Below are 23,132 nucleotides of genomic sequence, written 5' to 3' on the forward strand. Positions count from 1 at the left end.
GGCACGATGGTGACATCCAGCGGCTTTCGACGTGGAGGTGCCGACGTGGCGGAGACAGCAGAGGGACGGCGCGAGGTGGCGGTCGAGGCCGCCCTCGGCAAACTCGACCTGGACGCCAAGACCCGGCTGCTGGCCGGCCAGGACATGTGGAGCCTGCCCGCCCTGCCGGAGGCCGGACTGGCCTCACTGGTCATGTCCGACGGCCCGATCGGCGTCCGCGGGGTGCACTGGAGCGCCGACGACCCGTCCGTCGCCCTGCCCTCACCGACCGCCCTCGCCGCCACCTGGGACCCGGGGCTCGCCCACCGGGCCGGTGTGCTGCTGGCGCAGGAGGCCCGCCGCAAGGGCGTCCACGTCCTGCTCGCCCCCACGGTCAACCTGCACCGATCCCCGCTCGGCGGCCGCCACTTCGAGGCCTACAGCGAGGACCCGTACCTCACGGGCCGGATCGGCGCGGCGTACGTCCGGGGCGTCCAGTCCGGCGGCGTCGGCACCACCGTCAAGCACTTCGTCGCCAACGACGCCGAGACCGACCGCCTCACGGTGAACAACCTCGTCAGCGAACGCGCCCTGCGCGAGCTGTACCTGGCCCCCTTCGAGGCGATCGTCGAGAACGCCCACCCCTGGGGCATCATGACCGCCTACAACACGGTCAACGGCACGACGATGACCGAGCACCACTACCTGGTCAACGAGGTCCTGCGCGGCGAGTGGGGCTTCGACGGGATCAACGTCTCGGACTGGACCGCCGCCCGCTCCACCACCGGCGCCCTCGCCGGCGGCCTCGACATCGCCATGCCCGGCCCGGGGACCGTCTACGGCGAGGCCCTCGCGCAGGCCGTACGGGACGGCCGGGCCGACGAGGCGCGGGTCGACGAGGCCGTCCGCCGCGTGCTGCGCCTCGCCGCCCGGGTCGGCGTCCTGGAGGGCGCCGAACCGGCCGTCACCGACCTGCCCGAGTCCGTCCACGGCGAGGCGCTCGCCCGCGAGATCGCCCGCCGCTCCTTCGTCCTCGTCCGCAACGACAGCGGCGCGCTCCCGCTGAAGCCCGGAAGGATCGCGCTGATCGGCGCCGCCGCCCGCGACGCCCGCGTCCTCGGCGGCGGCTCCGCCACCGTTTTCCCCGCCCGGACCGTCTCCCCGCTCGACGGCCTCACCGCCGCCCTCCCCGACGGCAGCCTCACCTACGCCCTCGGCGCCGACCCGAACACCGAACTCCCCGTGGCCGGCCAGGGCTTCGAGCTGCGCGCCGTGTGCCGCGACAGCGAGGGCACGGTCATCGGCACCCGCTCGGCCGCCGGCGGCCACATCCAGTGGATGGGCGACGACCTCCCGGACGGCGTCACCCACGACACTCTGGCGACCGTCGAGCTGACGGGCACCTTCACCCCGCGCGAGACCGGCACGCACACCTTCGGCATCAAGGGCCTCGGTCCCTTCAAACTGACCGTCGCGGGCACCACGTACTTCGACGACGTCCAGCGCCCCGCCGAGGACGGCGACCCCTTCGCGGCGTTCTTCGGCTCCCCGGTGCCCCACGCCCGGGTCGACCTGACCACGGGCGAACCGGTCGAGGTCTCCCTGACCTGCACCGTCCCGCCGTCCAGCGACCACCCCATGCGGACCATCGGCTTCACGCTCGCCCACCAGGACCCGCAGCGCGACCCCGACGAGCTGATCGCCGAGGCCGCCGCGGCCGCCCGGGCCGCCGACACGGCCGTCGTCGTGGTCGCCACCACCGACCGCGTCGAGTCGGAGGGCTTCGACCGCACGGACCTGCGCCTGCCCGGCCGCCAGGACGACCTGGTCCGGGCCGTCGCCGCCGCCAACCCGGACACCGTCGTGGTCGTCAACGCCGGCTCCCCGGTGGAGATGCCGTGGCGTGACGACGTCGCCGCCGTACTCCTCACCTGGTTCCCCGGCCAGGAGGGCGGCGCGGCCCTCGCCGACGTCCTCACCGGCGCCCACGAACCCGGCGGCCGCCTGCCCACCACCTGGGGCTCCCTCGCCGACGCCCCGGTCACCCGGGTCGTCCCGGAGGACGGCGAACTCCCCTACGACGAGGACGTCTTCATCGGCTACCGCGCCTGGGAGAAGCAGGGCCGCACCCCTGCCTACCCCTTCGGCCACGGCCTCGGCTACACCGACTGGACCTACGAGTCGGTCGAGGTTGAAGGCACTGCCGACACCACCACCGCGAAGGTCCGCCTCCGCAACACCGGCGACCGCCCCGGCCACGAGGTCGTCCAGCTCTACCTCGCCCCGAGCGAGCCCGACCCCGCCCGCCCGGCCCGCTGGCTGGCCGGATTCGCGGGCGTGGACGCCGGACCCGGCGAGAGCGTCGAGGCGACCGTCGAACTGCCGCGCCGGGCCTTCGAGATCTGGGACGAGACGACCATGTCGTGGTCGTGTGTGAAGGGTTCGTACGAGATCCAGGTCGGGCGCTCGATCACGGACCGCAGGATCACCGCGACGATTAACGTCTGATCCGGGACAAGTTCCCCACAGAGCAGCCCCGGTCCGGGACCTGACCCCTGGACCGGGGCTCGTGGTCTCTCAAGAGCCCCGGCACGCCCTAGCGGATGCCGAACCCGTACACCGTCTCCGAGCGGTACACCCCGCCCGGCCGCAGCACCGTGCCCGGGAACTCCGGCCGGTTCGGGGAGTCGGGGAAGTGCTGGGTCTCCAGCGCGATGCCGTCGCCGGGCGCGAAGGGCTCACCCAGATGGTCGGCGGTGTACAGCTGGAGTCCGGGCTCGGTGGTCGCCACCGTCAGCACCCGCCCGGACGCCGGGTCGTGCAGCTCGGCGACCTGTTCCGGAACGTCCGTCACGCCCTTGTCGAGCACGAAGTTGTGGTCGTAGCCGGCGCCGGTCTTGCGGGCCTCGCGGAAGTCGAAGCGCGTGCCGGTCACGTCGTCCAGGCTGCCGGTCGGGATCAGGTCCGCGTCCACCGGCGTGTACCGGGAGGCGGCCAGGCGCAGCTCATGGCCGCCCGCGTCACCGGAACCGGCCAGGTTGAAGTAGCTGTGGTTCGTCAGGTTCACCACGGTCGGCGCGTCCGTCACCGCCTCGTACGCGATCCGCAGCGCACCGCTCTGCTGGAGCGTGTACGTCGCCGAGACCTCCAGCCGCCCCGGGAAGCCCTCCTCCCCGTGCGGACTGACCCGCGCGAGCCGCACCCCGTGCTCGACGGGCGTCCCCTCCCACACCCGCTTGTCGAAGCCCCGCACGCCACCGTGCAGCGCGTTCGGCCCGTTGTTCGGTTCCAGCGCGTACGTCCGCCCGTCCAGCGGGAACCGGGCCCCGGCGATCCGGTTGGCGTACCGCCCGACCAGGGCGCCGAGATACGGCTCCGGATGCGTGAGATAGCCGTCGAGACTGGGAAACCCCAGCACCACGTCCCCGGGCCGCCCCTCCCGGTCCGGCACCTCGACGGACTGCACGATTCCGCCGTACGACAGGATCCGCACCCGGACGCCCGCCCGCTCCAGGGTCCAGCGGTGCACCGGCGTGCCGTCGGAAAGTGTGCCGAAGAGTTCGTTCATGTGCGGAACTCTAAGTCAGCCCCCGGCTGAGGGCCGCTCCGCCGTGACGGTCCGGTAGGCGATCTCCGCCAACCGGGCCTGTCCGTTCACGCTCGGGTGGAAGTAGTCCCAGCGGCTCAACTGGGCGGTGCCGAAGCGGTAGTCGTACACCGCGCCCCCGTCGTAGCGGCACCGCTTGTCCTTGGCGCAGACCTCCTTCAGGACCTTGTTGTAGTCCTCCACCCGCTTCTGCACCGTGTTCCGCCGCAGGTTGGCCGCCGAGTCCAGGGCGTCCGCGTCACCCAGCATCGACGGGCAGATGCCCAGCTGCCAGACCTGCTTGCCCATCGGGCTGGTGCGGCCCTCGGACCACAGCCGCTTCAGATTCGGCACGCTCGCCACGAACACCTGGGCCTTGGGCAGCGCCTTGCGCAAGGAGCGCAGGGAGTCCTCGAAGTCGGCGCGGAACTCGCCGACCGGGGTCATCGCCGAGGGGGTGGCCCGGCAGGCGTCGTTGGCCCCCACCATCACCGTCACCAGCTGCGGCTTCCGCCGCACGGCCCGGTCGATCTGCCCGGGCAGGTCCGCCATCCGCGCCCCGGTCACGGCGTAGTTCCAGCTCCGCTTCGCCGCTCCGGTCCGCCCCAGCAGCCGGACGGCGAGGGAGTCGACCTCGGGGCTCGCGCCGGTCGCCCAGGACGCCTCCGGGCAGTCCGACAGCACGTCACAGGCGTCGAAACCCCGCGTGATGGAATCCCCCACGGCCGCGACGGAACTCGGGCTGCGGTCCCACAGGGGCGTGGGCCTGGGGGACGGCCTGGCGGTGGCGGACGGGGCGGGGGAGTCGCCCCCGACGGCGTCACACCCGGCGGCACCCAGGGCGGCCGCCACGGCCACGGCAAGAACGACGCGCGAGCGGTGGCTTCGCTTCCGCATCCCTGGTCCATCCCCTCGCCGCGCCGTGCCTGTCTGCCCAACCAATAACAACGCACGAGGGTTCCCGACCGATCAGGTGCAACGGCTCACACCCGTACAAGCGTCCCCCTGGGTGAATGGCGGGAGTTTCCCGGCACCTGGACCGACCGTACGTCACACTCCTTGCGTCACCGCACGGTAGCCTCGCCATCAACGTGACCCTCCCGGTCACAGCCGTTCCGCCCGTTTCCAAGATGTCCCGCTCTGCCCGGAGGTTCCGGTGACGACACGTGGAGTTCTGTACGTGCACTCGGCGCCGCGCGCGCTGTGCCCGCACGTCGAGTGGGCCGTCGCCGGGGTGCTCGGTACGCGCGTCAGCCTGGACTGGATCCGTCAGCCCGCCGCCCCGGGCACCTGGCGCTCGGAGTTCTCCTGGCAGGGCCAGGCCGGCACGGCGTCCAAGCTCGCCTCCGCGCTGCGCGGCTGGCACCTGCTCCGCTTCGAGGTCACCGCGGAACCCTGCCCCACCGCCGAGGGCGAGCGCTACAGCTGCACGCCCGACCTGGGCATCTTCCACGCCGTCACCGGCATCCACGGCGACATCCTCATCCCCGAGGACCGCCTGCGCGCGGCCCTGCAACGCAGCCAGCGCGGCGAGACGGACCTGGAGGCCGAACTCAACAAGCTGCTCGGCAAGCCCTGGGACGACGAACTGGAACCCTTCCGCTACGCAGGAGAGGGCGCCCCGGTCCGCTGGCTCCACCAGGTGGTGTAGCGCCCTTCTTTTAAGGGGCGCCGGGAACTGCGCGACAAGCCCCCACGAACCCGCACCCGGCATACAACGCGAAACAGAACGGCGAGTGGCCCGAACTCACGAAGAGTCCGGGCCACTCGCCGTAAGGCAGGATCAAACCGTCCGGAACGCCAGCACCACGTTGTGCCCACCGAACCCGAACGAGTCGTTCAACGCGGCGATACGCCCATCGACCGGCAGCTTCCGAGCCTCACCCCGGACGACATCGGCGTTCGCCTCGGCCTCCGGGTCGAGGTTCTCCACGTTGATCGTCGGCGGAGCCACCCGGTGGTACAGCGCGAGCACGGTCGCCACCGTCTCGACACCACCCGCACCACCCAGCAGATGCCCGGTCATCGACTTCGTCGCCGACACGGCGATGTGGTCGGTGTCGTCACCGAACACCTTCCGCAGCGCCTTCAGCTCGGCGATGTCACCGGCCGGCGTCGACGTCGCGTGCGCGTTGACGTGCACGATCTCCGCCGGGTCCAGATCGGTGCGCTCCAGCAGGTTCTGCAGGGCGTGCGAGATGCCCCGCCCCTCCGGCTCCGGCTGCACGATGTCGTGGCTGTCGGCGGAGATGCCCTGCCCGACCGCCTCGGCGTACACCCGGGCCCCGCGCTTGGCGGCGTGCTCGGCGGACTCCAGGACGACGACACCGGCGCCCTCGCCGAGGACGAAGCCGTCGCGGGCCACGTCGTAGGGACGCGACGCGCCCTGCGGGTCGTCGTTGTTCTTGGACATCGCCATCATGTTGCCGAACGCGGCGATGGGCAGCGGGTGGATCGCCGCCTCCGTACCACCGGCGACGACGACGTCGGCGCGGCCGGTGCGGATCATCTCGATGGCGTAGCCGATGGCCTCGGCGCCGGAGGCACAGGCGGAGACCGGCGTGTGCACGCCCGCCCGGGCACCCACGGCCAAACCGACGTTGGCCGACGGGCTGTTGGGCATCAGCATGGGAACGGTGTGCGGGGAGACGCGGCGGACGCCCTTCTCCTTGAGCACGTCGTATTGGTCGAGGAGCGTCGTCACGCCGCCGATGCCGGAGGCGATGACCGCGCCGAGCCGGTCGGGGTCGACGGCCGGGTCCTCGCCGGCCTTCGCCTCGAAACCGGCGTCCGCCCAGGCCTCCTTGGCCGCGACCAGCGCGAACTGCGCCGAGCGGTCGAGTCGGCGGGCCTGCGGCCGGGGGATGACCTCGGTCGGCTCCACGGCGACCGGGGCGGCGATCTTGACCGCCTGCTCGGCGGCCCAGTCCTGCTCCAGGGGCTTGACGCCGGAACGTCCGGCGATCAGGCCCTCCCAGGTAGAGGCTACGTCGCCACCCAGCGGTGTGGTTGCGCCGATACCGGTGACGACCACGGTGCGATTGGTCGAGCTCACGGGAATTCTTTCTCCAACGGATCCGAGGATTAAGCGGCGCCACCGCCGGGTGGCGGGGCAGTCAGCCCAAAGGCCTGATCGGTCGATCAGCCCTGGTGCTTGAGGATGTAGTCGGTCGCGTCGCCGACGGTCTTGAGGTTCTTGACGTCCTCGTCCGGGATCTTGACGTCGAAGCGCTCTTCGGCGGCGACGACGACCTCGACCATGGACAGCGAGTCGACGTCCAGGTCGTCGGTGAAGGACTTGTCCAGCTGGACGTCCTCAACCGGGATGCCGGCGATCTCGTTCACGATCTCGGCGAGACCGGCGACGATCTCTTCCTGAGTGGCGGCCATGTCGGCGCTCCTTCGTAGATGTTCCAGAGGGTGTGGCAGGTGTTTCTCCTGTGCCGGACCGCATGATCCGGCACAGCGTGCCTAGGGGAGGGTAACGACAGTCGCGGCGTAGACGAGACCCGCCCCGAAGCCGATGACGAGCGCGGTGTCGCCGCTCTTCGCCTCGCCGGTCGCCAGGAGCCGCTCCATCGCGAGCGGGATCGAGGCGGCCGAGGTGTTGCCGGTGGTGCGGATGTCACGGGCGACCGTGACGTGCTCCGGCAGTTTCAGTGTCTTCACCATCGAGTCGATGATCCGCACGTTGGCCTGGTGCGGGATGAAGACGTCCAGGTCGTCCACGGTGATCCCGGCCGCGTCCAGCGCCTGCTGGGCGACCTTCGCCATCTCGAACACGGCCCAGCGGAACACCGCCTGGCCTTCCTGGGTGATCGCGGGGAACTTCTCGACCGTCCCGTCGCGGTAGTCCGTCCACGGCACGGTCTGCTTGATGGTGTCGGACTTGTCGCCCTCGGAGCCCCACACGGTCGGGCCGATCGCGGGCTCCTGGGCCGGGCCGACCACGACCGCGCCGGCTCCGTCGCCGAACAGGAAGGCCGTCGCGCGGTCCTCCAGGTCGGTCAGATCGCTCAGCCGCTCGACGCCGATCACCAGGACGTACTCCGCGGAGCCCTCGACGATCATGCCCTTGGCGAGCGTGAGGCCGTAGCCGAAGCCCGCGCAGCCCGCCGAGATGTCGAACGCGGCGGCCCGGTCGGTGCCCAGCTTGTCGGCGATCTCGGTGGCGACGGCCGGAGTCTGCTTGAAGTGCGAGACGGTGGAGACGATCACGCCGCCGATCTGCTCGACGGAGATGCCGGCGTCGGCGATGGCCTTGCCGGACGCCTCGATCGACATCGCGGCGACGGTCTCCTCGTCGGAGGCCCAGTGCCGCGTCTCGATGCCGGAGCGCGAGCGGATCCACTCGTCGGACGACTCGATCGTCTCCAGGATCACCTCGTTCGGCACGACCCGGGTCGGGCGATAGCCGCCGACGCCGAGGATCCGCGCGTACGGGGCGCCCTTGCTGGGCTTGATCTTCGCCATGCTCTCGGGCTCCTTCTCAGGCACTGTGCTCGGCGATGAGCTCGCGAGCCGCGTCGAGGTCGGCGGGGGACTTCAGGGCCAGCGTCTTCACGCCGGGCAGGGCACGCTTGGCCAGGCCGGTGAGGGTCCCGCCGGGGCACACCTCGATCAGGGCCGTGACACCGAGCTCCTTGAAGGTCTCCATGCACAGGTCCCAGCGGACCGGGTTGGCGACCTGGCCGACCAGACGGTCCAGCACCTCGGTGCCGGTGGCGACCGCCTGCCCGTCCTTGTTCGAGACGTAGGTGACCTCCGGGTCGCCGGGCGCCAGGCCCTCGGCGGCCTTCGCCAGCGTGTCGACCGCGGGGGCCATGTGGTGCGTGTGGAAGGCGCCGGCCACCTTCAGCGCGACGACCTTGCGCACGCCCTCGGGCTTGTCCGCCTCCAGCGCGGCGAGCTGCTCCTTGGTGCCGGCCGCGACGATCTGACCCGCGCCGTTGATGTTCGCCGGGGTCAGGCCGAGCTTCTCCAGGTGCGGAACCGTCACTTCGGGGTCGCCGCCGAGGAGCGCGGCCATGCCGGTCTCTGTGACGGCGGCGGCCTCGGCCATGGCGAGCCCGCGGGTGCGGACCAGGCGGAGCGCCTCCTCGTGCGGGAGCACCCCGGCGAGCGAGGCCGCGGTGATCTCACCGACGCTGTGACCGGCGAGGGCACCGACCTTGCGCGGCAGCTCGGCCGGGTCGTCGAAGAGCATGTACGCGGACGCCAGTCCGGCCGCGACCAGCAGCGGCTGTGCCACCGCGGTGTCGCGGATCTCCTCCGCGTCGGCCTCGGTGCCGTAACGGATCAGATCGAGTCCCACGGTGTCCGACCAGGCCTCGAGGGCACCGCGGACACCGGGGAAGTCGAGCCATGCTGACAGGAAGCCGGGCGTCTGGGCGCCCTGGCCGGGAGCGACGAGTACGAGCACTCTCACACTCTCTCTTGGGGACGGGCACGGCCGCCCGTGGGGACAGGGACGAAGAACACGAGGGGGTTTTGTCGAGCCCCGACAAAACCTTAGGGCTGGAGATCTCCATCGACCAGACGCCCCAGGATCAGCGCGATCCGCAGGGTGAACGCAGAGCGTACATCGGAGGGTGACCAGCCGGTGACGTCAGTCACACGTCGAAGCCGGTAGCGGACGGTGTTGGGATGCACGAACAGCATCCGCGCGGCCCCTTCGAGACTGCTCGCCTGTTCGAGATAGACGCTGAGGGTCTCCAGGAGCGCGGCCCCGGCCTCCTCCAACGGTCTGTAGATCTCCTCCACCAGTTGGTCGCGGGCCGAGGGGTCACCGGCCATCGCCCGCTCCGGAAGCAGGTCGTCCGCCAGGACCGGGCGCGGGGCGTCCTGCCAGGCGGAACACGCCTTGAGGCCCGCCGCGGCAGCCTGCGCGGACCGGGTCGCGGCCTGGAGGTCGGGCACCACGGGGCCCGCCACGACCGGCCCGGCCGCGAACGGGCCGATGAGCGACTTCGCCACGGCCAGCGGGTTGTCGCTGCCGCCCGCGATGACGACCAGCCGGTCGCCGAGCACCCCGGTGAGCACCTGGAGCTTGGCGTGCCGGGCCGCGCGCCGTATGGCCTCGACGGTCAGCTCACTGTCCCCGTCGGGCGCGGTGCCCAGCACGACGCACACATGCTCGGGCGAGTTCCACCCGAGGGCGGCGGCCCGCGAGACGGCGCCCTCGTCGGCCTCGCCGCTGAGCACGGCGTTCACGACCAGGGACTCCAGGCGGGCGTCCCAGGCACCGCGTGCCTCTGCGGCCTGCGCGTACACCTGGGCCGTGGCGAAGGCGATCTCCCGGGCGTACACGAGCAGCGCCTCGCGCAGCACCCGCTCGTCGCCGGGGGCCGCGACCTCGTCGATCGCGGACTCCATGACCTCGATGGTGGTGCGCACCATCTCCACGGTCTGGCGCAGCGTGATCGCCCGGGTCAGCTCGCGCGGCGCGGTTCCGAACACGTCGGTGGAGATGGCCTGCGGGGCTTCCGGATGCCGGAACCATTCGGTGAAGGCGGCGATACCCGCCTGCGCGACGAGACCGATCCAGGAACGGTTCTCCGGGGGCATGGCCCGGTACCAGGGCAGCGTCTCGTCCATCCGCGCGATGGCCTGCGCGGCGAGCGACCCGGACGACTTCTCCAGCCGCTTCAGCGTCGCGGCATGCGGATGGACGTGGGCTGCGGCCTGGTTCTTGCTGGTTTCGGGTTCGGGCACGGGACAAGACTGCCTTATCCGGACGGGAAGGTGCGTCGCCGGGTCTACGGTGGACTCCGTGATGGACATTCGGCGCGCCGAAGAGCGCTACCAGGGCGGTGACCCGGCGGCCGGAATCGAGAGTCGGCACGCCTTCTCCTTCGGGCCCCACTACGACCCGGACAACCTCCGTTTCGGCGCGGTGATCGCCTGCAACGAGGAGCACCTGGCGCCCGGCGCCGGCTTCGACGAGCATCCGCACAGCCACACCGAGATCGTGACCTGGGTGGTCGAGGGCGAGCTGACGCACCGGGACTCCACCGGGCACGAGTCGGTGGTGCGCCACGGAGACGTCCAGCGGCTCAGCTCGGCGGGCGGGGTGCGTCACGTGGAGCGCAACGACGGCCCCGGCCGCCTCATCTTCGTCCAGATGTGGCTGGCCCCGCTCCGCCCCGGCGGCGACCCGTACTACGAGGTCGTCCACGGCATCGCCGACTCGACGCCCTACGCCGTCCCCGAGGCCGGAGCGATGCTGCACGTCCGGCGCCTGGGGCCGGGGGAGCGGACGGCCGTACCGGACGCGGCGTTCGCGTACGTGCACGTCGTACGCGGGGACGTACGCCTGGACGGCGAGACGCTGAGCACCGGCGACGCGGCCCGGATCACCGACGCGAAGGGCCTGGAGGCCGAGGGCGTGACGGAGGCCGAGCTGCTGGTCTGGGAGATGGCCTAGAACTCCGGGCCGCTTCTAGAGCTCCGCCAGCACCGCGTCCGTGAACGCCGGCCACGCCTCGATCGCCCACGGCCCGAACGGCCGGTCCGTCAGCGCCACGCACGCGGCCCGTGCGTCGGGGTCGATCCACAGGAACGTGCCCGACTGCCCGAAGTGTCCGAACGTGCGGGGTGAGGACGAAGAGCCCGTCCAGTGCGGGGACTTGGAGTCGCGGATCTCGAAGCCGAGCCCCCAGTCGTTGGGGTTCTGGTGCCCGTACCCCGGCAGGACGCCCTTGGTGCCCGGGTAGTGCACGGTCATCGCCTCGGCGACCGTACGGGGGTCCAGCAGCCGCGGGGCCTGCACCTCGGCCGCGAACCGCAGCAGGTCCTCGACCGTGGACACGCCGTCCTTGGCGGGAGAGCCGTCCAGGGTCGTCGAGGTCATCCCCAGCGGCTCCAGCACGGCCTGCCGCAGGTACTCCCCGAACGGGATGTCGGTCGCCTTCGCGAGGTGGTCGCCGAGCTGCTCGAAACCGGCGTTGGAGTACAGCCGCCGCTCCCCGGGCGGGGCCGTGACCTTGTGCTCGTCGAAGGCGAGGCCCGAGGTGTGCGCGAGCAGGTGCCGGACCGTCGACCCGGCCGGACCGGCGGGCTCGTCGAGTTCGACGGCCCCCTCTTCGTAGGCGACGAGAACCGCGTAGGCGGCGAGCGGTTTGGTCACCGACGCGAGCGGAAACCGCTGTCCGGCCGGTCCGTGGGTGCCCAGCACGGTGCCGTCCGCCCGTACGACGCCCGCCGCGGCGGTGGGAACCGGCCAGTTCTCGATCAACGCGAGGCTCTTCAGCGACATGGGTTCGAGCCTATGCGCTCAGAGCGTCAGCTCCAGCAAGGGGTCGGGCTTGGGCCGGAAGCCGAGGGAGACGTACAGCGGCTCGGCCTCCGGGGAGGCGGTGAGCTGTACGCGCCGGGCGCCGCGCTCGCGGAACCACTCCAGCAGCGTCGTCATGCACGCGCGCGCGTATCCACGGCGCCGGGCGGACGGGTCGGTGGCGACGCTGAAGACGAAGCCCACCATGCCCCGCGGTTCGCCCGGCTTCCCGATGCGGTAGTCGATCGTCCCGGCGACCAGCGACGCCAGCGCCCCCGGCCGCTCCGGGTGGTCCACGACGAACGCCGTGAAGTCCCCGTCCGGCTCGCTCAGTTTGGCCCTCAGCGTGGGGAGCGACTCCCCGTGCCAGACCGCGGAGGGATCACCGAACAACGAGTCGATCATGATCTGGCGCAGACGGAGGACTTCCTCGGCGTCCTCGGGCAGGGCGCGGCGTACGGCACTCATGACGCCCCACGTTAACCAGCCGGATCAAGAAGCGTCCTGCCGATTTCTTACCGTCCGCGCTTGCTTGGAGTGCACTCCAAGGTTCTAGCGTTGGGGTCATGACGGTGATGGAGACCACGGGTGCCAGGGCCGACAGCTGCGCCGGCCCGCCCCAGCAGAACCGGCGTCCGGACGGCGAGGACCGCTACACGATCAGCGAGGTCGTCGCCCTGACCGGCCTGACGGCGCACACCCTGCGCTGGTACGAGCGCATCGGCCTGATGCCGCACATCGACCGGTCCCACACCGGCCAGCGCCGCTACACCAACCGCGACCTCGACTGGCTCGACCTCGTGGGCAAGCTCCGCCTGACGGGCATGCCGGTCGCCGACATGGTCAGGTACGCGGAACTCGTGCGTGAGGGCGACCACACCTACGGCGAGCGCTTCGAGCTGCTGAAGACGACCCGCGAGGACGTGCTGGCCAGGATCGACGAACTCCGGGGCACGCTCGCCGTGCTCGACCGGAAGATCAGTTTCTACGCGGACGCCGGGCGGGCCCTGGCGTCGGAGAGGTCCCGATGACGGACGGCAGGATCACAACGGCGAAGCTCGGCGACAACGGCCCGGAGGTGGGCGTCCAGGGCCTCGGCTGCATGGGCATGAGCTTCGGCTACGGCCCCTCGGACGCGGACGCCTCCCGGGCCACCCTCGAACGGGCGCTCGAACTGGGCGTCACCCTCTACGACACGGCCGACGCGTACGGCGCCGGCGAGAACGAGCGGTTCCTGTCACCGTTCTTCAAGGCACACCGCGACGAGGTCGTCATCGCGACCAAGTTCGCCCTGTCGATCCCCCCGGACGACCCGACGCGCCGCATCGTCCGCAACGACCCGCCCTACATCCGCCAGGCCGTCGAGGAGAGCCTGAAGCGCCTCGACGTCGACGTCATCGACCTCTACTACATGCACCGGCGCGATGTGAACGTGCCGATCGAGGAGAGCGTCGGCACCATGGCCGACCTGGTCCGCGAGGGCAAGGTCAAGCACCTGGGCCTGAGCGAGGTCACGGCGGACGAACTGCGCGCCGCCCACGCGGTGCACCCCATCACGGCCGTGCAGTCCGAGTGGTCGCTGTTCAGCCGTGACATCGAGCCGAAGGTCGTCCCCGCGGCCCGCGACCTGGGCGTGGCTCTGGTCCCGTACTCCCCGCTCGGCCGCGGCTTCCTGACCGGCTCCTTCACCAACGCCGAGCAGGACCTGACGCCGGGCGACTTCCGCCGCCAGCAGCCCCGTTTCACCGGGGACAACGCGGCGACCAACGCCTCCCTGCTGGAGCTGATCCGCTCGGTGGCCGACTCCCACGGCGCCTCCCTCGGCCAGATCGCCCTGGCCTGGGTCCAGCAGCAGGCGGCGGTCCACCACCTCCCGGTCATCCCGATCCCCGGCACCCGCAAGCCAATGAGGCTGGAGGAGAACACGGCAGCGACCAGGATCGTCCTGACGGACGACCAACTGGACCTGCTGAACGGCATAGCGGCCCAGGTGGCAGGCAACCGCTACGCGGACATGGCCTTCACTTCCGCCGGACGGGAGTGAAGCGGACATAAGGGGCGCGGGGCTGTATCGATTTGCTGCGGCTCCGCCGCGTGTGCGCGACCGGCCACGAAGCACCCGCACCCGCCGGCGCGCAGCACCCCGCAGACGCTAAAGCTCCGCCAGCAATTCCGCCTTTTTGACCGAAAACTCCTCATCGGTCACCAACCCGGCCTGATGCAGTTCACCAAGGTGCCGAATCCGCTCGGCGATATCCGCAGGATCACGCCGCGGCCCGCCCGCGGACACAGCCGCCACCGGACTCGACGCCCGCACCGCCGCCAACACCGCCGCGGCGAACGGCAGTGACTCATGCACGGGCCCGTACCCCAGCCCGAACACCACCGCGGCAGGATCCTGGTCGGCCTGCGCAACCACCCCGGCCCCCGACTCGTCGCGCCGCAGCAATCGCAGATGCCCCTCGAAGACCTCGGGCGAGCGCCACTCCACCCCGTTCAGCTCCCCGACGGGGAAGCTCTGGTCCCCGGCCTTCCACTTCGCCGACGACGCCCCCGTCCAGAACCACCGGAAGTTCACCGTCCGCCCGTCGAACGAGGCCTTCCCGTCGTACGCCTTGAACGACAGCGGCCCCTTCGGCGGCTCCACCAGGAACCGATCCGCCGGCCCGGACTCCGACTCCGTCAGCAGCGACCGCAACTCGTCGGCGTAGTACTCCGCGAGGACCTCCCGATCGGCGGGCAGCACCAGCCGGTAGGGATCGCCGCTGTCCTTGAGCTGTCCGGCGGCGGCCTCCATCAACGGATCCGCACCGGGCCGCGGCTCGACGCGCAGCACCACCGTGCCGCGCTTGCCGCGCGTCAGTGTCACCCCGGCGATCGCGTCCAGGGGCACACGGCGTTCCCCCAGCGCCTGGAAGAGTCTGGGTGTTCGAATCCCCCGTTCGTAGCGGATGAGCACGGAGTCGGACTCGAACTCCCAGGCGGCATGAAATCCGGCCAGTACGTCACCCATGCGGCTCATCGTATGCGGCACGCGCTCCTCCGTCCCCCTCCCGAGCAGACCGCAGTTTCTTCGCCTCTACGCGCGTCAGGCCGCGGCCGTGCCGGACAAACCGGTCCGGCAGACGCCGTCCTCGTGCGCGCAGTGCACCGAGCGGTATGCGCCAACGCCGATCTCTGCGAAATTCATCAGACTTGCCGTACCCGGCTCGAAGTAGCCGGCGTGACCCTTGGCACCCTGCGCCGACAGCACCCGCGCACCGAACCCGGCGGACACCGGATCGGCCCCGTGGCCGAGCCCGCCGAACTCCAGGTAGGGCACGTCCTGGATCCAGTCGTCGGCGTCCCGCATCGCCCACACCCGGGCGGCGGTGTGCAGTTGGGCGGCCTTCTGCGCGCGCATGCCGGGGCTGCCGGCCACCGCGATGTCGGAGACCCGGCCCGGCAGCGAGTGGGCGGCGACCCCGCACACCACGGAGCCGTAGCTGTGGCAGAACAGCGAGACCGGCGAGCTGCCCGGCAGCGCCCGCACCAGCGCGTTCAGCCGTACGGCGCCCTCCTCGGCGCGCATCGCCGTGGCCGAGTCGATGCCGAGCCCGCTGGGTGCCGTGTAGTCGGCCCAGGCGATCACGGCCGTACGGGTCGAGGGACTCGCCGTCCGCTCGGCCGTGTACAGGGACTCGGCCATGCCGACGGGCGCCGCGTACTTGCGCTGGGTGCGCTGGAAGGTGAGGAGGTTGGTGTCCACGCCGGGCACGACGACCGAGACCCGCTCCGCCTCGCGCAGGTCGCCGAAGACCTCTGCCACGCGCCCCGAGCCGTCGGGGTCGAAGGCGAGGATGTGGCGGCCCTTCTCCATGAGGTCTTCGAAGCGGTGCATCCGGCGGCGCGCCTCGTGTTTCCCGGACGGGGTGAGACGGCTGTCCTGCATACGCTCCCGCTCGACCTCGCGTGCCTTGCCGAGCGCGACGCGATTGGCGCGGTAGCGCAGTTCGACCGGGGCGCCGTTCATGTTGCCGACCGCGAGCGGGTACTTGCGGACCAGGCTCGCGCGTTCCCGCTCGGTGAGCGAGGAGAAGAAGCGGGCCAGCTTCGTCGGCTGGGACTGCGGGTCCGGCAGCCGGTAACCGCCGATCCGGCCGTGCTCCCAGGCGGAGAGCGAGGCCTGGAGCGGCGTGTCGCCCCGCTGGTTGCGCAGGGCGGTCCAGCCGGTGGTCGTCAGCATCACGAACACGACGGCCAGAGCGAGCAGTGCGCGCCAGACGTTCAGCTGCGGGGTGGTGTCGAAGGAAGTCACTGAAAGGACACACTAGGAGAACGAGAGGGTCTCGCGTTAACCAAGTGACCGGGATCACGTTTCGTGGGATGCGCTAAGGGGACTGCTCCGTACGCCAGTTCCCGGCCAGGGCCGGACCCACCTGATCGAGGTAGGCGGTGGTGAGTTGGCGCATTCCTTCCAGGGTGAGGTCGTCCCCCGCGGACCACAGTCGCTCGGTGACGCGAACCACTCCGCCGAAGAGGGCCACGATGATGCGGGGCCGCGGGTCCGTGTCCACGTCCAGCCCCTCGCGCTCGGCGATGATGCGCGCGAGCTCCTCCTCCAGTTCCGCCGACCGCCGCAGATGGGCGGCGAGCAGCGCGGGCGTGGACTCGATCACCCGGTAGACGCGCAGGTGGAGCTCGACCGGCACGATCTCCTCGATCGTCTCGTTGATCGTGTCCCAGCTCTCCAGCACGGCCCGGCGCAGCGCTTCCAGCGGCGCCTCGCCCGGCGGGCGGGCCCGTACGGCCTCGACGACCTGGGTCTCCGCGAGCCGCGGCACGTAGAACGCCGTCTCCTCCTTGCCCGCGAAGTAGCGGAAGAAGGTGCGCTGCGAGACGTCGACGGCGGCGGCGATGTCGTCGACGGTCGTCTCCTCGTACCCGCGCGTGGCGAACAGTTCCAGGGCGGCCCGCAGCAGCGCGTCCCGGGTGCGCCGTTTCTTGCGTTCGCGCAGGTTCAAAGAGGTGCCTCTCTCTTCGGTGTTTGCCCAGTTCAGGCTATAGGGAAGGTGCCGTGTCAGTTACCGGCTTGTGAATTGGTTTGTCAATTGTCAGTGACTGTCATTAGCCTCGAAGGATGACTAGTCAGACCACCATCGACACGACGGGGTCGGGGGGCAAGCCACCGGCGACGCCGTCGGACGCGACGCCGGGCAAGGGGCTGCGAGGGCACCCGTGGCTCACCCTGATCACCGTCGCAGTGGGGGTCATGATGGTGGCCCTCGACGGCACCATCGTGGCCATAGCCAACCCCGCGATACAGAAGGACCTGGGCGCCACCTTCGCCCAGGTCCAGTGGATCACCAACGGATACTTCCTCGCCCTCGCGGTCTCCCTGATCACCGCGGGCAAGCTCGGCGACCGCTTCGGTCACCGGCAGACCTTCCTCATCGGCGTCGTCGGCTTCGCCGCCGCCTCGGGGGCCATCGGTCTGTCCGACAGCATCGCGCTGGTCGTCACCTTCCGCGTCCTGCAGGGCCTCTTCGGCGCGCTGCTGATGCCGGCCGCGCTCGGCCTGCTGCGGGCCACCTTCCCGGCCGAGAAGCTCAACATGGCGATCGGCATCTGGGGCATGGTCATCGGCGCGTCCACCGCCGGCGGCCCGATCCTCGGCGGCGTGCTCGTCGAGCACGTCAGCTGGCAGTCGGTGTTCTTCATCAATGTGCCGGTCGGTGTCCTCGCCGTCGTCCTCGGCGTCTGGATCCTCCTCGACCACCGCGCCGAGAACGCCCCGCGCTCCTTCGACATCCTGGGCATCGCCCTGCTGTCGACCTCCGTGTTCTGCCTGGTGTGGGCGCTCATCAAGGCCCCGCCGTCCGAGTGGGGCTGGGGCGACGCCAAGACGCTGGCGTTCCTCGGCGCCTCCGTGCTGGGCTTCGCGCTGTTCGCCTTCTGGGAGACGAAGGTGAAGGAGCCGCTGATCCCGCTCGCGTTGTTCCGCTCCGTGGCGCTGTCCGCGGGTGTGGTGCTCATGGTCCTGATGGCCATCGCCTTCATGGGCGGCCTGTTCTTCGTGACGTTCTACCTGCAGAACGTGCACGGCATGGGCCCGGTCGACGCCGGTCTGCACCTGCTGCCGCTCACCGGCATGATGATCGTCGGCTCGCCGCTCGCCGGCGCGATGATCACCAAGTTCGGCCCCCGCGTCCCGCTCGCGGGCGGTATGGCGCTCACCGCGATCGCCATGTACGGGATGTCGACGCTGGAGACGGACACCGGCAGCGGCATCATGTCGCTCTGGTTCGCCCTGCTCGGCCTCGGCCTCGCCCCGGTCATGGTCGGCGCGACCGAAGTCATCGTCGGCAACGCCCCGATGGAGCTGTCGGGTGTCGCGGGCGGTCTCCAGCAGGCCGCCATGCAGATCGGCGGCAGCCTCGGTACGGCCGTGCTCGGTGCCGTGATGGCCTCCAAGGTCAACAGCGACCTCATGGACAACTGGACGAAGGCGGGGCTCCCGCCGCTCACCCCGGAGCAGGAGCACCAGGCGTCCGAGGCCGTCCAGGTCGGTGTCCCGCCGGTGGCGCCGGGGACGCCGGACGCCATCGCCGCGAAGATCACGGGCGTGGCGCACGACACGTTCATCTCCGGCATGAGCGCGGCGTCCCTCGTCGCCTGCGGCGTCGCCGTGGTGGCGGTGCTGGTGGCGTTCCTCACCAAGCGCGGTGAGAACGCGGGCGCCGGCGCGGGCGCCGCGCACATCTGACGGTCGAATCCCGGGTGTTCGCCTATCAGGGTGAACAAAACCGCCGACCCCTCCCCTTCGGCGGGCATCGCAGGTCACAGTGGGTCAAGTCCTCCGCAGGGCATGGAGGGCGGACGCTGCGGCGCGCTGCCGGAGGGGGGCGGCGCGCAAGCAGCGGGATTGAGCCCACATTTGGGGGTACTCGCCATGTCGTACCCGAACGGAACCCCAACCAACTGAGGGTTTACGGGAGTTGATGATGGCGAGCTTCGGACACGGTACGCGCAGGCACCCCCGCTCACGTGGCCGGACGTGGTCACGGACCGGGCCGGATCGCGCGACGCTCGGAATCATCGGAGTCATCTGCGCGGTCGCCGGATTCTTCGTGCTGGGGATCATCCTCGGCCCCGTGGCGATCGTCTGCGGCTGGCTCGCCATGGGCCGCACGTGGGCGGGTTCCCGCCCGGCCACGGCCGTGGCCGCCCTGGTCCTGGGCGCCATCGACACGCTCATGGCCATCATCTGGCTGGCAGGAGCGACAACCCCGGGCAACGGCATGCTGTTCTGACCCGGGGAACTGAGGGAAGGGCCCCTGGCCACAGGCCGGGGGCCCACCTTTCGTAGCTGCGGACAATCGTTCCTCCTCCAGTGCCTCAAGGGCCTGGGAGGTACCCCCAGGGCGGCACGGGTGGGCGCAGCGGCACCCCGCCCCGCCGGGCTGCGCACCCACCCGCCCCGGGCGTCAACGCCGAGGGCTACTCCACGGACGTTCCCTTCAACGCCGCCAACTCCCCCCGCAACGCCCGAACCTCCTCCGTCAGCTCCCGTATCGCCTCCGTCTGCCGCCGCTCCTCCACATCGTCCTTCTCGAACCGCGCGATGAACCACGCCGCGATGTTCGCCGTCACCACACCCAGCAGGGCGATCCCGGACAGCATCAGGCCCACCGCGAGCATCCGCCCCAGCCCGGTCGTCGGCGCATGATCCCCGTACCCCACGGTCGTCATCGTCGTGAACGACCACCACACCGCGTCACCGAGCGTCCGGATGTTCCCGTCCGGTGAGTCCCGCTCCACCGACAGCACCGCCAGCGACCCGAACATCAGCAGCCCGACCACCGCACCGACGACATACGTCGTGAGCCTTATCTGCGAGGCCATCCGCGCCCGCTGCCCGACCAGCAGCAGCGTCGACACCAGCCGCAGCAACCGCATCGGCTGCAGCATCGGCAGCAACACCGCGCCCAGGTCGAGCCAGTGCGTCCGGACGAACACCAGCCGCTGCTCGGCGAGCGCGAGCCGTATGACGTAGTCGAGCGCGAACGCGCCCCACACCACCCACTCGACGGCCGTGCACACCTCCACCACGTCCCGGCTCGCGTCGGGACGGACGATCGGCACGGCATAGGCGACGGCGAAGACCAGGGCCAGGCCGAACAGGGGCCGCTGTGTGTGCTGTTCCCAACGGAGTTGGGCCGACTGCTGCTGCATGGCCGAATCGTAGAAAAGGTGAAGGGGCGGTGTGCCCACGGTGTACCCGTGAGGCTCACCACCCCTTGACAAACTCCGTCGTGCTACGCGTCGCCGCCCGCGACCCCCGGGTCGGCCGCCGACACGTCGAGCAGCTGATACCGGTCGATGGCCTGCTTGAGCACCGACCGGTCGACCTTGCCCTCACGGGCCAGCTCGGTCAGCACCGCCACCACGATCGACTGCGCGTCGATGTGGAAGAAGCGGCGGGCGGCGCCCCGCGTGTCAGCGAAGCCGAAGCCGTCCGCGCCGAGCGACTGGTACGTCTGCGGCACCCAGCGCGCGATCTGGTCCGGAACCGATCGCATCCAGTCGGACACGGCCACGACCGGGCCCTCCGCGCCCGCCAGCTTCCGCGTCACGTACGGCACCCGCTGCTCCTCCTCGGGGTGCAGCAGGTTGTGCTCCTCGCAGGCCACGGCCTCGCGCCGCAGCTCGTTCCAGGAGGTCGCCGACCAGACGTCGGCCTTGACGTTCCAGTCCTCCGCGAGGATCTTCTGCGCCTCGACCGCCCACGGCACCGCGACACCCGACGCCATGATCTGCGCCGGGATCGAGCCGGCCGTGCCCTCGCTGAAGCGGTGGACGCCCTTGAGGATGCCCTCGACGTCCACGTTCTCGGGCTCGGCCGGGTGCTGGATCGGCTCGTTGTAGACGGTCAGGTAGTAGAAGACGTCCTCGCCGTGCGGGTGCTCCTCGGAGCCGCCGTACATCCGGCGCAGGCCGTCCTTGACGATGTGCGCGATCTCGAAGCCGAACGCCGGGTCGTACGCCACGCAGCCGGGGTTGGTGGAGGCCAGCAGCTGCGAGTGGCCGTCGGCGTGCTGGAGGCCCTCACCGGTCAGGGTCGTCCGGCCGGCGGTCGCACCCAGGACGAAACCGCGCGCCAGCTGGTCGGCCATCTGCCAGAACTGGTCGCCGGTGCGCTGGAAACCGAACATCGAGTAGAAGACGTAGACCGGGATCAGCGGCTCGCCGTGGGTCGCGTAGGCCGAGCCGGCGGCGATCAGGGATGCCGTGCAGCCCGCCTCCGAGATGCCGTCGTGCAGCATCTGGCCGTTCGGCGCCTCCTTGTAGGCGAGCAGCAGATCGCGGTCGACCGACTCGTACTGCTGGCCGAGCGGGTTGTAGATCTTCGCGCTCGGGAAGAACGAGTCCATGCCGAACGTGCGGTACTCGTCCGGCGCGATCAGCACGAACCGCTTGCCGATCTCCTTGTCCCGCATGAGGTCCTTGAGCAGGCGTACGAAGGCCATCGTCGTGGCGATCGACTGCTGGCCCGAGCCCTTCTTCACGGTCGCGTACGTCTTTTCCTCAGGCAGCGGCAGCGGCTTGGACCGCACGACGCGCGTGGGGACGTAACCGCCGAGCGACTTGCGGCGGTCGTGCATGTACTGGATCTCCTCCGACTCCCGGCCCGGGTGGTAGTACGGCGGCACGCCGGACTCCAGCTCCTTGTCGGAGATCGGCAGGTGGAGACGGTCGCGGAAGCGCTTGAGGTCGTCGACCGTGAGCTTCTTCATCTGGTGCGTGGCGTTGCGGCCCTCGAAGTTCGGGCCCAGCGTCCAGCCCTTGATCGTCTTGGCGAGGATCACCGTCGGCTGGCCCTTGTGCTCCACGGCCGCCTTGTACGCCGCGAAGATCTTCCGGTGGTCGTGACCGCCGCGCCCCAGGTGCAGGATCTGGTCGTCGGTCATGTTCTCGACCATCGCCCGCAGCCGGTGGTCGTCGCCGAAGAAGTGGTCGCGGATGTACGCGCCCGTCTCCGTGGCGTACGTCTGGAACTGTCCGTCGGGCGTGGTGTTCATCTTGTTGACCAGCACGCCGTCGCGGTCCTGGGCGAGCAGCGGGTCCCAGGTGCGGTCCCAGACCAGCTTGATCACGTTCCAGCCGGCGCCGCGGAAGATCGACTCCAGCTCCTGGATGATCTTTCCGTTGCCGCGCACCGGTCCGTCGAGGCGCTGGAGGTTGCAGTTGACGACGAACGTGAGGTTGTCCAGGCCCTCGCGCGCGGCGATGGACAGCTGGCCCAGCGACTCCGGCTCGTCCATCTCGCCGTCGCCGAGGAACGCCCACACGTGCGACTTGGAGGTGTCGGCGATCCCGCGCGCCTCCATGTAGCGGTTCATGCGCGCCTGGTAGATCGCGCCGATCGGGCCGAGGCCCATCGACACCGTCGGGAACTCCCAGAAGTCCGGCATCGACCGCGGGTGCGGGTACGACGACAGCGCGTACGGCGCCTTCGACTTCTCCTGGCGGAAGCCGTCCAGGTGCTGCTCGCTGAGCCGGTCCAGCAGGAAGGCGCGGGCGTAGATGCCCGGCGAGGCGTGGCCCTGGAAGAAGACCTGGTCGCCGCCGTCGCCCTCGTCCTTGCCGCGGAAGAAGTGGTTGAAGCCGACGTCGTAGAGCGAGGCGGAGGAGGCGAACGTGGCGATGTGGCCGCCGACGCCGATGCCCGGACGCTGGGCCCGGGAGACCATCACGGCCGCGTTCCAGCGGGTCGCGTTGAGGACCTTCCGCTCGATCTCCTCGTTGCCCGGGAAGAACGGCTCGCTCTTGGTGGGGATGGTGTTGACGTAGTCCGTGCTGCGCATCTCCGGCACGGCCACGCGCTTCTCGCGGGCCCGCTCGATCAGCCGCAGCATCAGATAGCGGGCGCGCTCACGGCCGCGCTCGTCGACGGCGGCGTCGAGGGAGTCGAGCCACTCCTGCGTCTCTTCGGGATCGAAGTCAGGAACCTGACTCGGAAGGCCGCCAATGATGATCGGGTTGCGATCGGATGCGGAAGCCACGCTGTTCCTTACCTGTCAGAGGGCCTGCGAGGGCCGCTTGTTTCGCTGTCGTCGCCGGGCGTTGTCGCTTAGGGGCGCCTAGGGCCGCGCCGCTCCCCATGGTCCACCTCGGGGCCGTAAACGTCATCTCTACCCAGCGGTAACCCGGGCGTGGGACCGGCTCCGTGACGTATGGGGTGAATACCTTCGAGTCTCGTACCCCCAGACGATTCCCAAACGCCCAAACAGGGCAGAAAGGTGTGGTGTG

General features: G+C 70.5%; 21 protein-coding genes. 7 read left to right on the plus strand and 14 right to left on the minus strand.

What is annotated here, in order from left to right:
• Nucleotides 1–6 precede the first annotated feature (6 nt).
• Entirely contained in the window at nt 7–2,487 is a 2,481-nt protein-coding gene (locus ACIBL4_RS13025; protein WP_399409363.1) for a beta-glucosidase, read from the plus strand.
• Nucleotides 2,488–2,575: 88 nt separating this feature from the next.
• Here ACIBL4_RS13025 and ACIBL4_RS13030 read toward each other — a convergent pair whose 3' ends face one another.
• Together ACIBL4_RS13030 and ACIBL4_RS13035 are read right to left on the minus strand one after the other, a co-directional pair.
• A complete protein-coding gene (locus tag ACIBL4_RS13030; protein WP_399409236.1) occupies nt 2,576–3,547 on the minus strand; it encodes an aldose epimerase family protein in 972 nt (323 codons plus the stop codon).
• Between the two features lie 15 nt (nt 3,548–3,562).
• Complete coding sequence (locus ACIBL4_RS13035) at nt 3,563–4,462, minus strand: SGNH/GDSL hydrolase family protein (protein WP_399409238.1); 900 nt, start codon at nt 4,460–4,462, stop codon at nt 3,563–3,565.
• 259 nt (nt 4,463–4,721) lie between these two features.
• On the opposite strand from ACIBL4_RS13035, the gene ACIBL4_RS13040 reads away from it, so the two are divergent.
• Complete coding sequence (locus ACIBL4_RS13040; RefSeq protein ID WP_010048534.1) at nt 4,722–5,216, plus strand: DUF3145 domain-containing protein; 495 nt, start codon at nt 4,722–4,724, stop codon at nt 5,214–5,216.
• Nucleotides 5,217–5,348: 132 nt separating this feature from the next.
• Here the strand turns inward: ACIBL4_RS13040 and fabF are convergent, their stop codons facing one another.
• The 5 genes from fabF to fasR form a co-directional block, all read right to left on the minus strand.
• The gene (gene fabF, locus ACIBL4_RS13045; RefSeq protein ID WP_399409241.1) at nt 5,349–6,620 is read right to left on the minus strand and encodes a beta-ketoacyl-ACP synthase II; all 1,272 of its coding nucleotides are present in this window, start codon (nt 6,618–6,620) and stop codon (nt 5,349–5,351) included.
• 86 nt (nt 6,621–6,706) lie between these two features.
• Complete coding sequence (locus ACIBL4_RS13050; RefSeq protein WP_003989952.1) at nt 6,707–6,955, minus strand: acyl carrier protein; 249 nt, start codon at nt 6,953–6,955, stop codon at nt 6,707–6,709.
• An 81-nt stretch (nt 6,956–7,036) separates the two neighbouring features.
• Nucleotides 7,037–8,038, minus strand: a complete 1,002-nt coding sequence (locus tag ACIBL4_RS13055) for a ketoacyl-ACP synthase III (RefSeq protein WP_356929095.1) — start codon at nt 8,036–8,038, stop codon at nt 7,037–7,039.
• A gap of 16 nt (nt 8,039–8,054) precedes the next feature.
• Nucleotides 8,055–8,987: an ACP S-malonyltransferase gene (locus tag ACIBL4_RS13060; RefSeq protein WP_399409243.1), complete on the minus strand. Its 933-nt coding sequence runs from the start codon at nt 8,985–8,987 to the stop codon at nt 8,055–8,057.
• Between the two features lie 89 nt (nt 8,988–9,076).
• Nucleotides 9,077–10,279 (minus strand): fatty acid biosynthesis transcriptional regulator FasR, encoded by a 1,203-nt coding sequence (gene fasR / locus ACIBL4_RS13065; protein ID WP_399409245.1) that lies wholly within the window; start codon nt 10,277–10,279, stop codon nt 9,077–9,079.
• A 61-nt stretch (nt 10,280–10,340) separates the two neighbouring features.
• Between fasR and ACIBL4_RS13070 the strand changes: the two genes are divergently transcribed.
• The gene (locus tag ACIBL4_RS13070) at nt 10,341–10,991 is read left to right on the plus strand and encodes a pirin family protein (protein WP_399409366.1); all 651 of its coding nucleotides are present in this window, start codon (nt 10,341–10,343) and stop codon (nt 10,989–10,991) included.
• Nucleotides 10,992–11,006: 15 nt separating this feature from the next.
• Here ACIBL4_RS13070 and ACIBL4_RS13075 read toward each other — a convergent pair whose 3' ends face one another.
• Together ACIBL4_RS13075 and ACIBL4_RS13080 are read right to left on the minus strand one after the other, a co-directional pair.
• Nucleotides 11,007–11,822 (minus strand): serine hydrolase domain-containing protein, encoded by an 816-nt coding sequence (locus tag ACIBL4_RS13075; RefSeq protein ID WP_399409247.1) that lies wholly within the window; start codon nt 11,820–11,822, stop codon nt 11,007–11,009.
• A gap of 18 nt (nt 11,823–11,840) precedes the next feature.
• Nucleotides 11,841–12,308 (minus strand): GNAT family N-acetyltransferase, encoded by a 468-nt coding sequence (locus ACIBL4_RS13080; RefSeq protein WP_399409249.1) that lies wholly within the window; start codon nt 12,306–12,308, stop codon nt 11,841–11,843.
• Nucleotides 12,309–12,406: 98 nt separating this feature from the next.
• Between ACIBL4_RS13080 and ACIBL4_RS13085 the strand changes: the two genes are divergently transcribed.
• Together ACIBL4_RS13085 and ACIBL4_RS13090 are read left to right on the plus strand one after the other, a co-directional pair.
• Nucleotides 12,407–12,871, plus strand: coding sequence for a MerR family transcriptional regulator (locus ACIBL4_RS13085; RefSeq protein ID WP_356929090.1), 465 nt, complete (start codon nt 12,407–12,409; stop codon nt 12,869–12,871).
• On the plus strand, nt 12,868–13,884 hold the full coding sequence (locus tag ACIBL4_RS13090; protein WP_399409252.1) for an aldo/keto reductase: 1,017 nt from the start codon (nt 12,868–12,870) through the stop codon (nt 13,882–13,884). Before ACIBL4_RS13085 ends, ACIBL4_RS13090 begins: the two co-directional genes overlap by 4 nt.
• 108 nt (nt 13,885–13,992) lie before the next feature.
• On the opposite strand, the gene ACIBL4_RS13095 is transcribed toward ACIBL4_RS13090, so the two are convergent.
• The 3 genes from ACIBL4_RS13095 to ACIBL4_RS13105 all read right to left on the minus strand — a co-directional run bounded on the left by ACIBL4_RS13095 (nt 13,993) and on the right by ACIBL4_RS13105 (nt 16,843).
• Nucleotides 13,993–14,862: a DUF4429 domain-containing protein gene (locus ACIBL4_RS13095; protein ID WP_399409368.1), complete on the minus strand. Its 870-nt coding sequence runs from the start codon at nt 14,860–14,862 to the stop codon at nt 13,993–13,995.
• Nucleotides 14,863–14,928: 66 nt separating this feature from the next.
• Nucleotides 14,929–16,137: an alpha/beta hydrolase gene (locus tag ACIBL4_RS13100; protein ID WP_399409254.1), complete on the minus strand. Its 1,209-nt coding sequence runs from the start codon at nt 16,135–16,137 to the stop codon at nt 14,929–14,931.
• Between the two features lie 73 nt (nt 16,138–16,210).
• On the minus strand, nt 16,211–16,843 hold the full coding sequence (locus tag ACIBL4_RS13105; protein WP_399409256.1) for a TetR family transcriptional regulator: 633 nt from the start codon (nt 16,841–16,843) through the stop codon (nt 16,211–16,213).
• A gap of 116 nt (nt 16,844–16,959) precedes the next feature.
• Here ACIBL4_RS13105 and ACIBL4_RS13110 point away from each other — a divergent pair, with 116 nt between their 5' ends.
• Nucleotides 16,960–18,585, plus strand: coding sequence for an MFS transporter (locus tag ACIBL4_RS13110; RefSeq protein WP_399409258.1), 1,626 nt, complete (start codon nt 16,960–16,962; stop codon nt 18,583–18,585).
• A 235-nt stretch (nt 18,586–18,820) separates the two neighbouring features.
• Complete coding sequence (locus tag ACIBL4_RS13115; RefSeq protein WP_399409260.1) at nt 18,821–19,132, plus strand: small hydrophobic protein; 312 nt, start codon at nt 18,821–18,823, stop codon at nt 19,130–19,132.
• Between the two features lie 187 nt (nt 19,133–19,319).
• Here ACIBL4_RS13115 and ACIBL4_RS13120 read toward each other — a convergent pair whose 3' ends face one another.
• A complete protein-coding gene (locus ACIBL4_RS13120; protein WP_399409262.1) occupies nt 19,320–20,054 on the minus strand; it encodes a potassium channel family protein in 735 nt (244 codons plus the stop codon).
• Between the two features lie 83 nt (nt 20,055–20,137).
• Nucleotides 20,138–22,885: a pyruvate dehydrogenase (acetyl-transferring), homodimeric type gene (aceE, locus tag ACIBL4_RS13125; RefSeq protein ID WP_399409264.1), complete on the minus strand. Its 2,748-nt coding sequence runs from the start codon at nt 22,883–22,885 to the stop codon at nt 20,138–20,140.
• Between the last annotated feature and the right edge of the window lie 247 nt (nt 22,886–23,132).

Origin of the sequence: Streptomyces sp. NPDC050416, assembly GCF_044458845.1 — a bacterium.
In the GTDB taxonomy this organism is placed as follows: Bacteria; Actinomycetota; Actinomycetes; order Streptomycetales; family Streptomycetaceae; genus Streptomyces.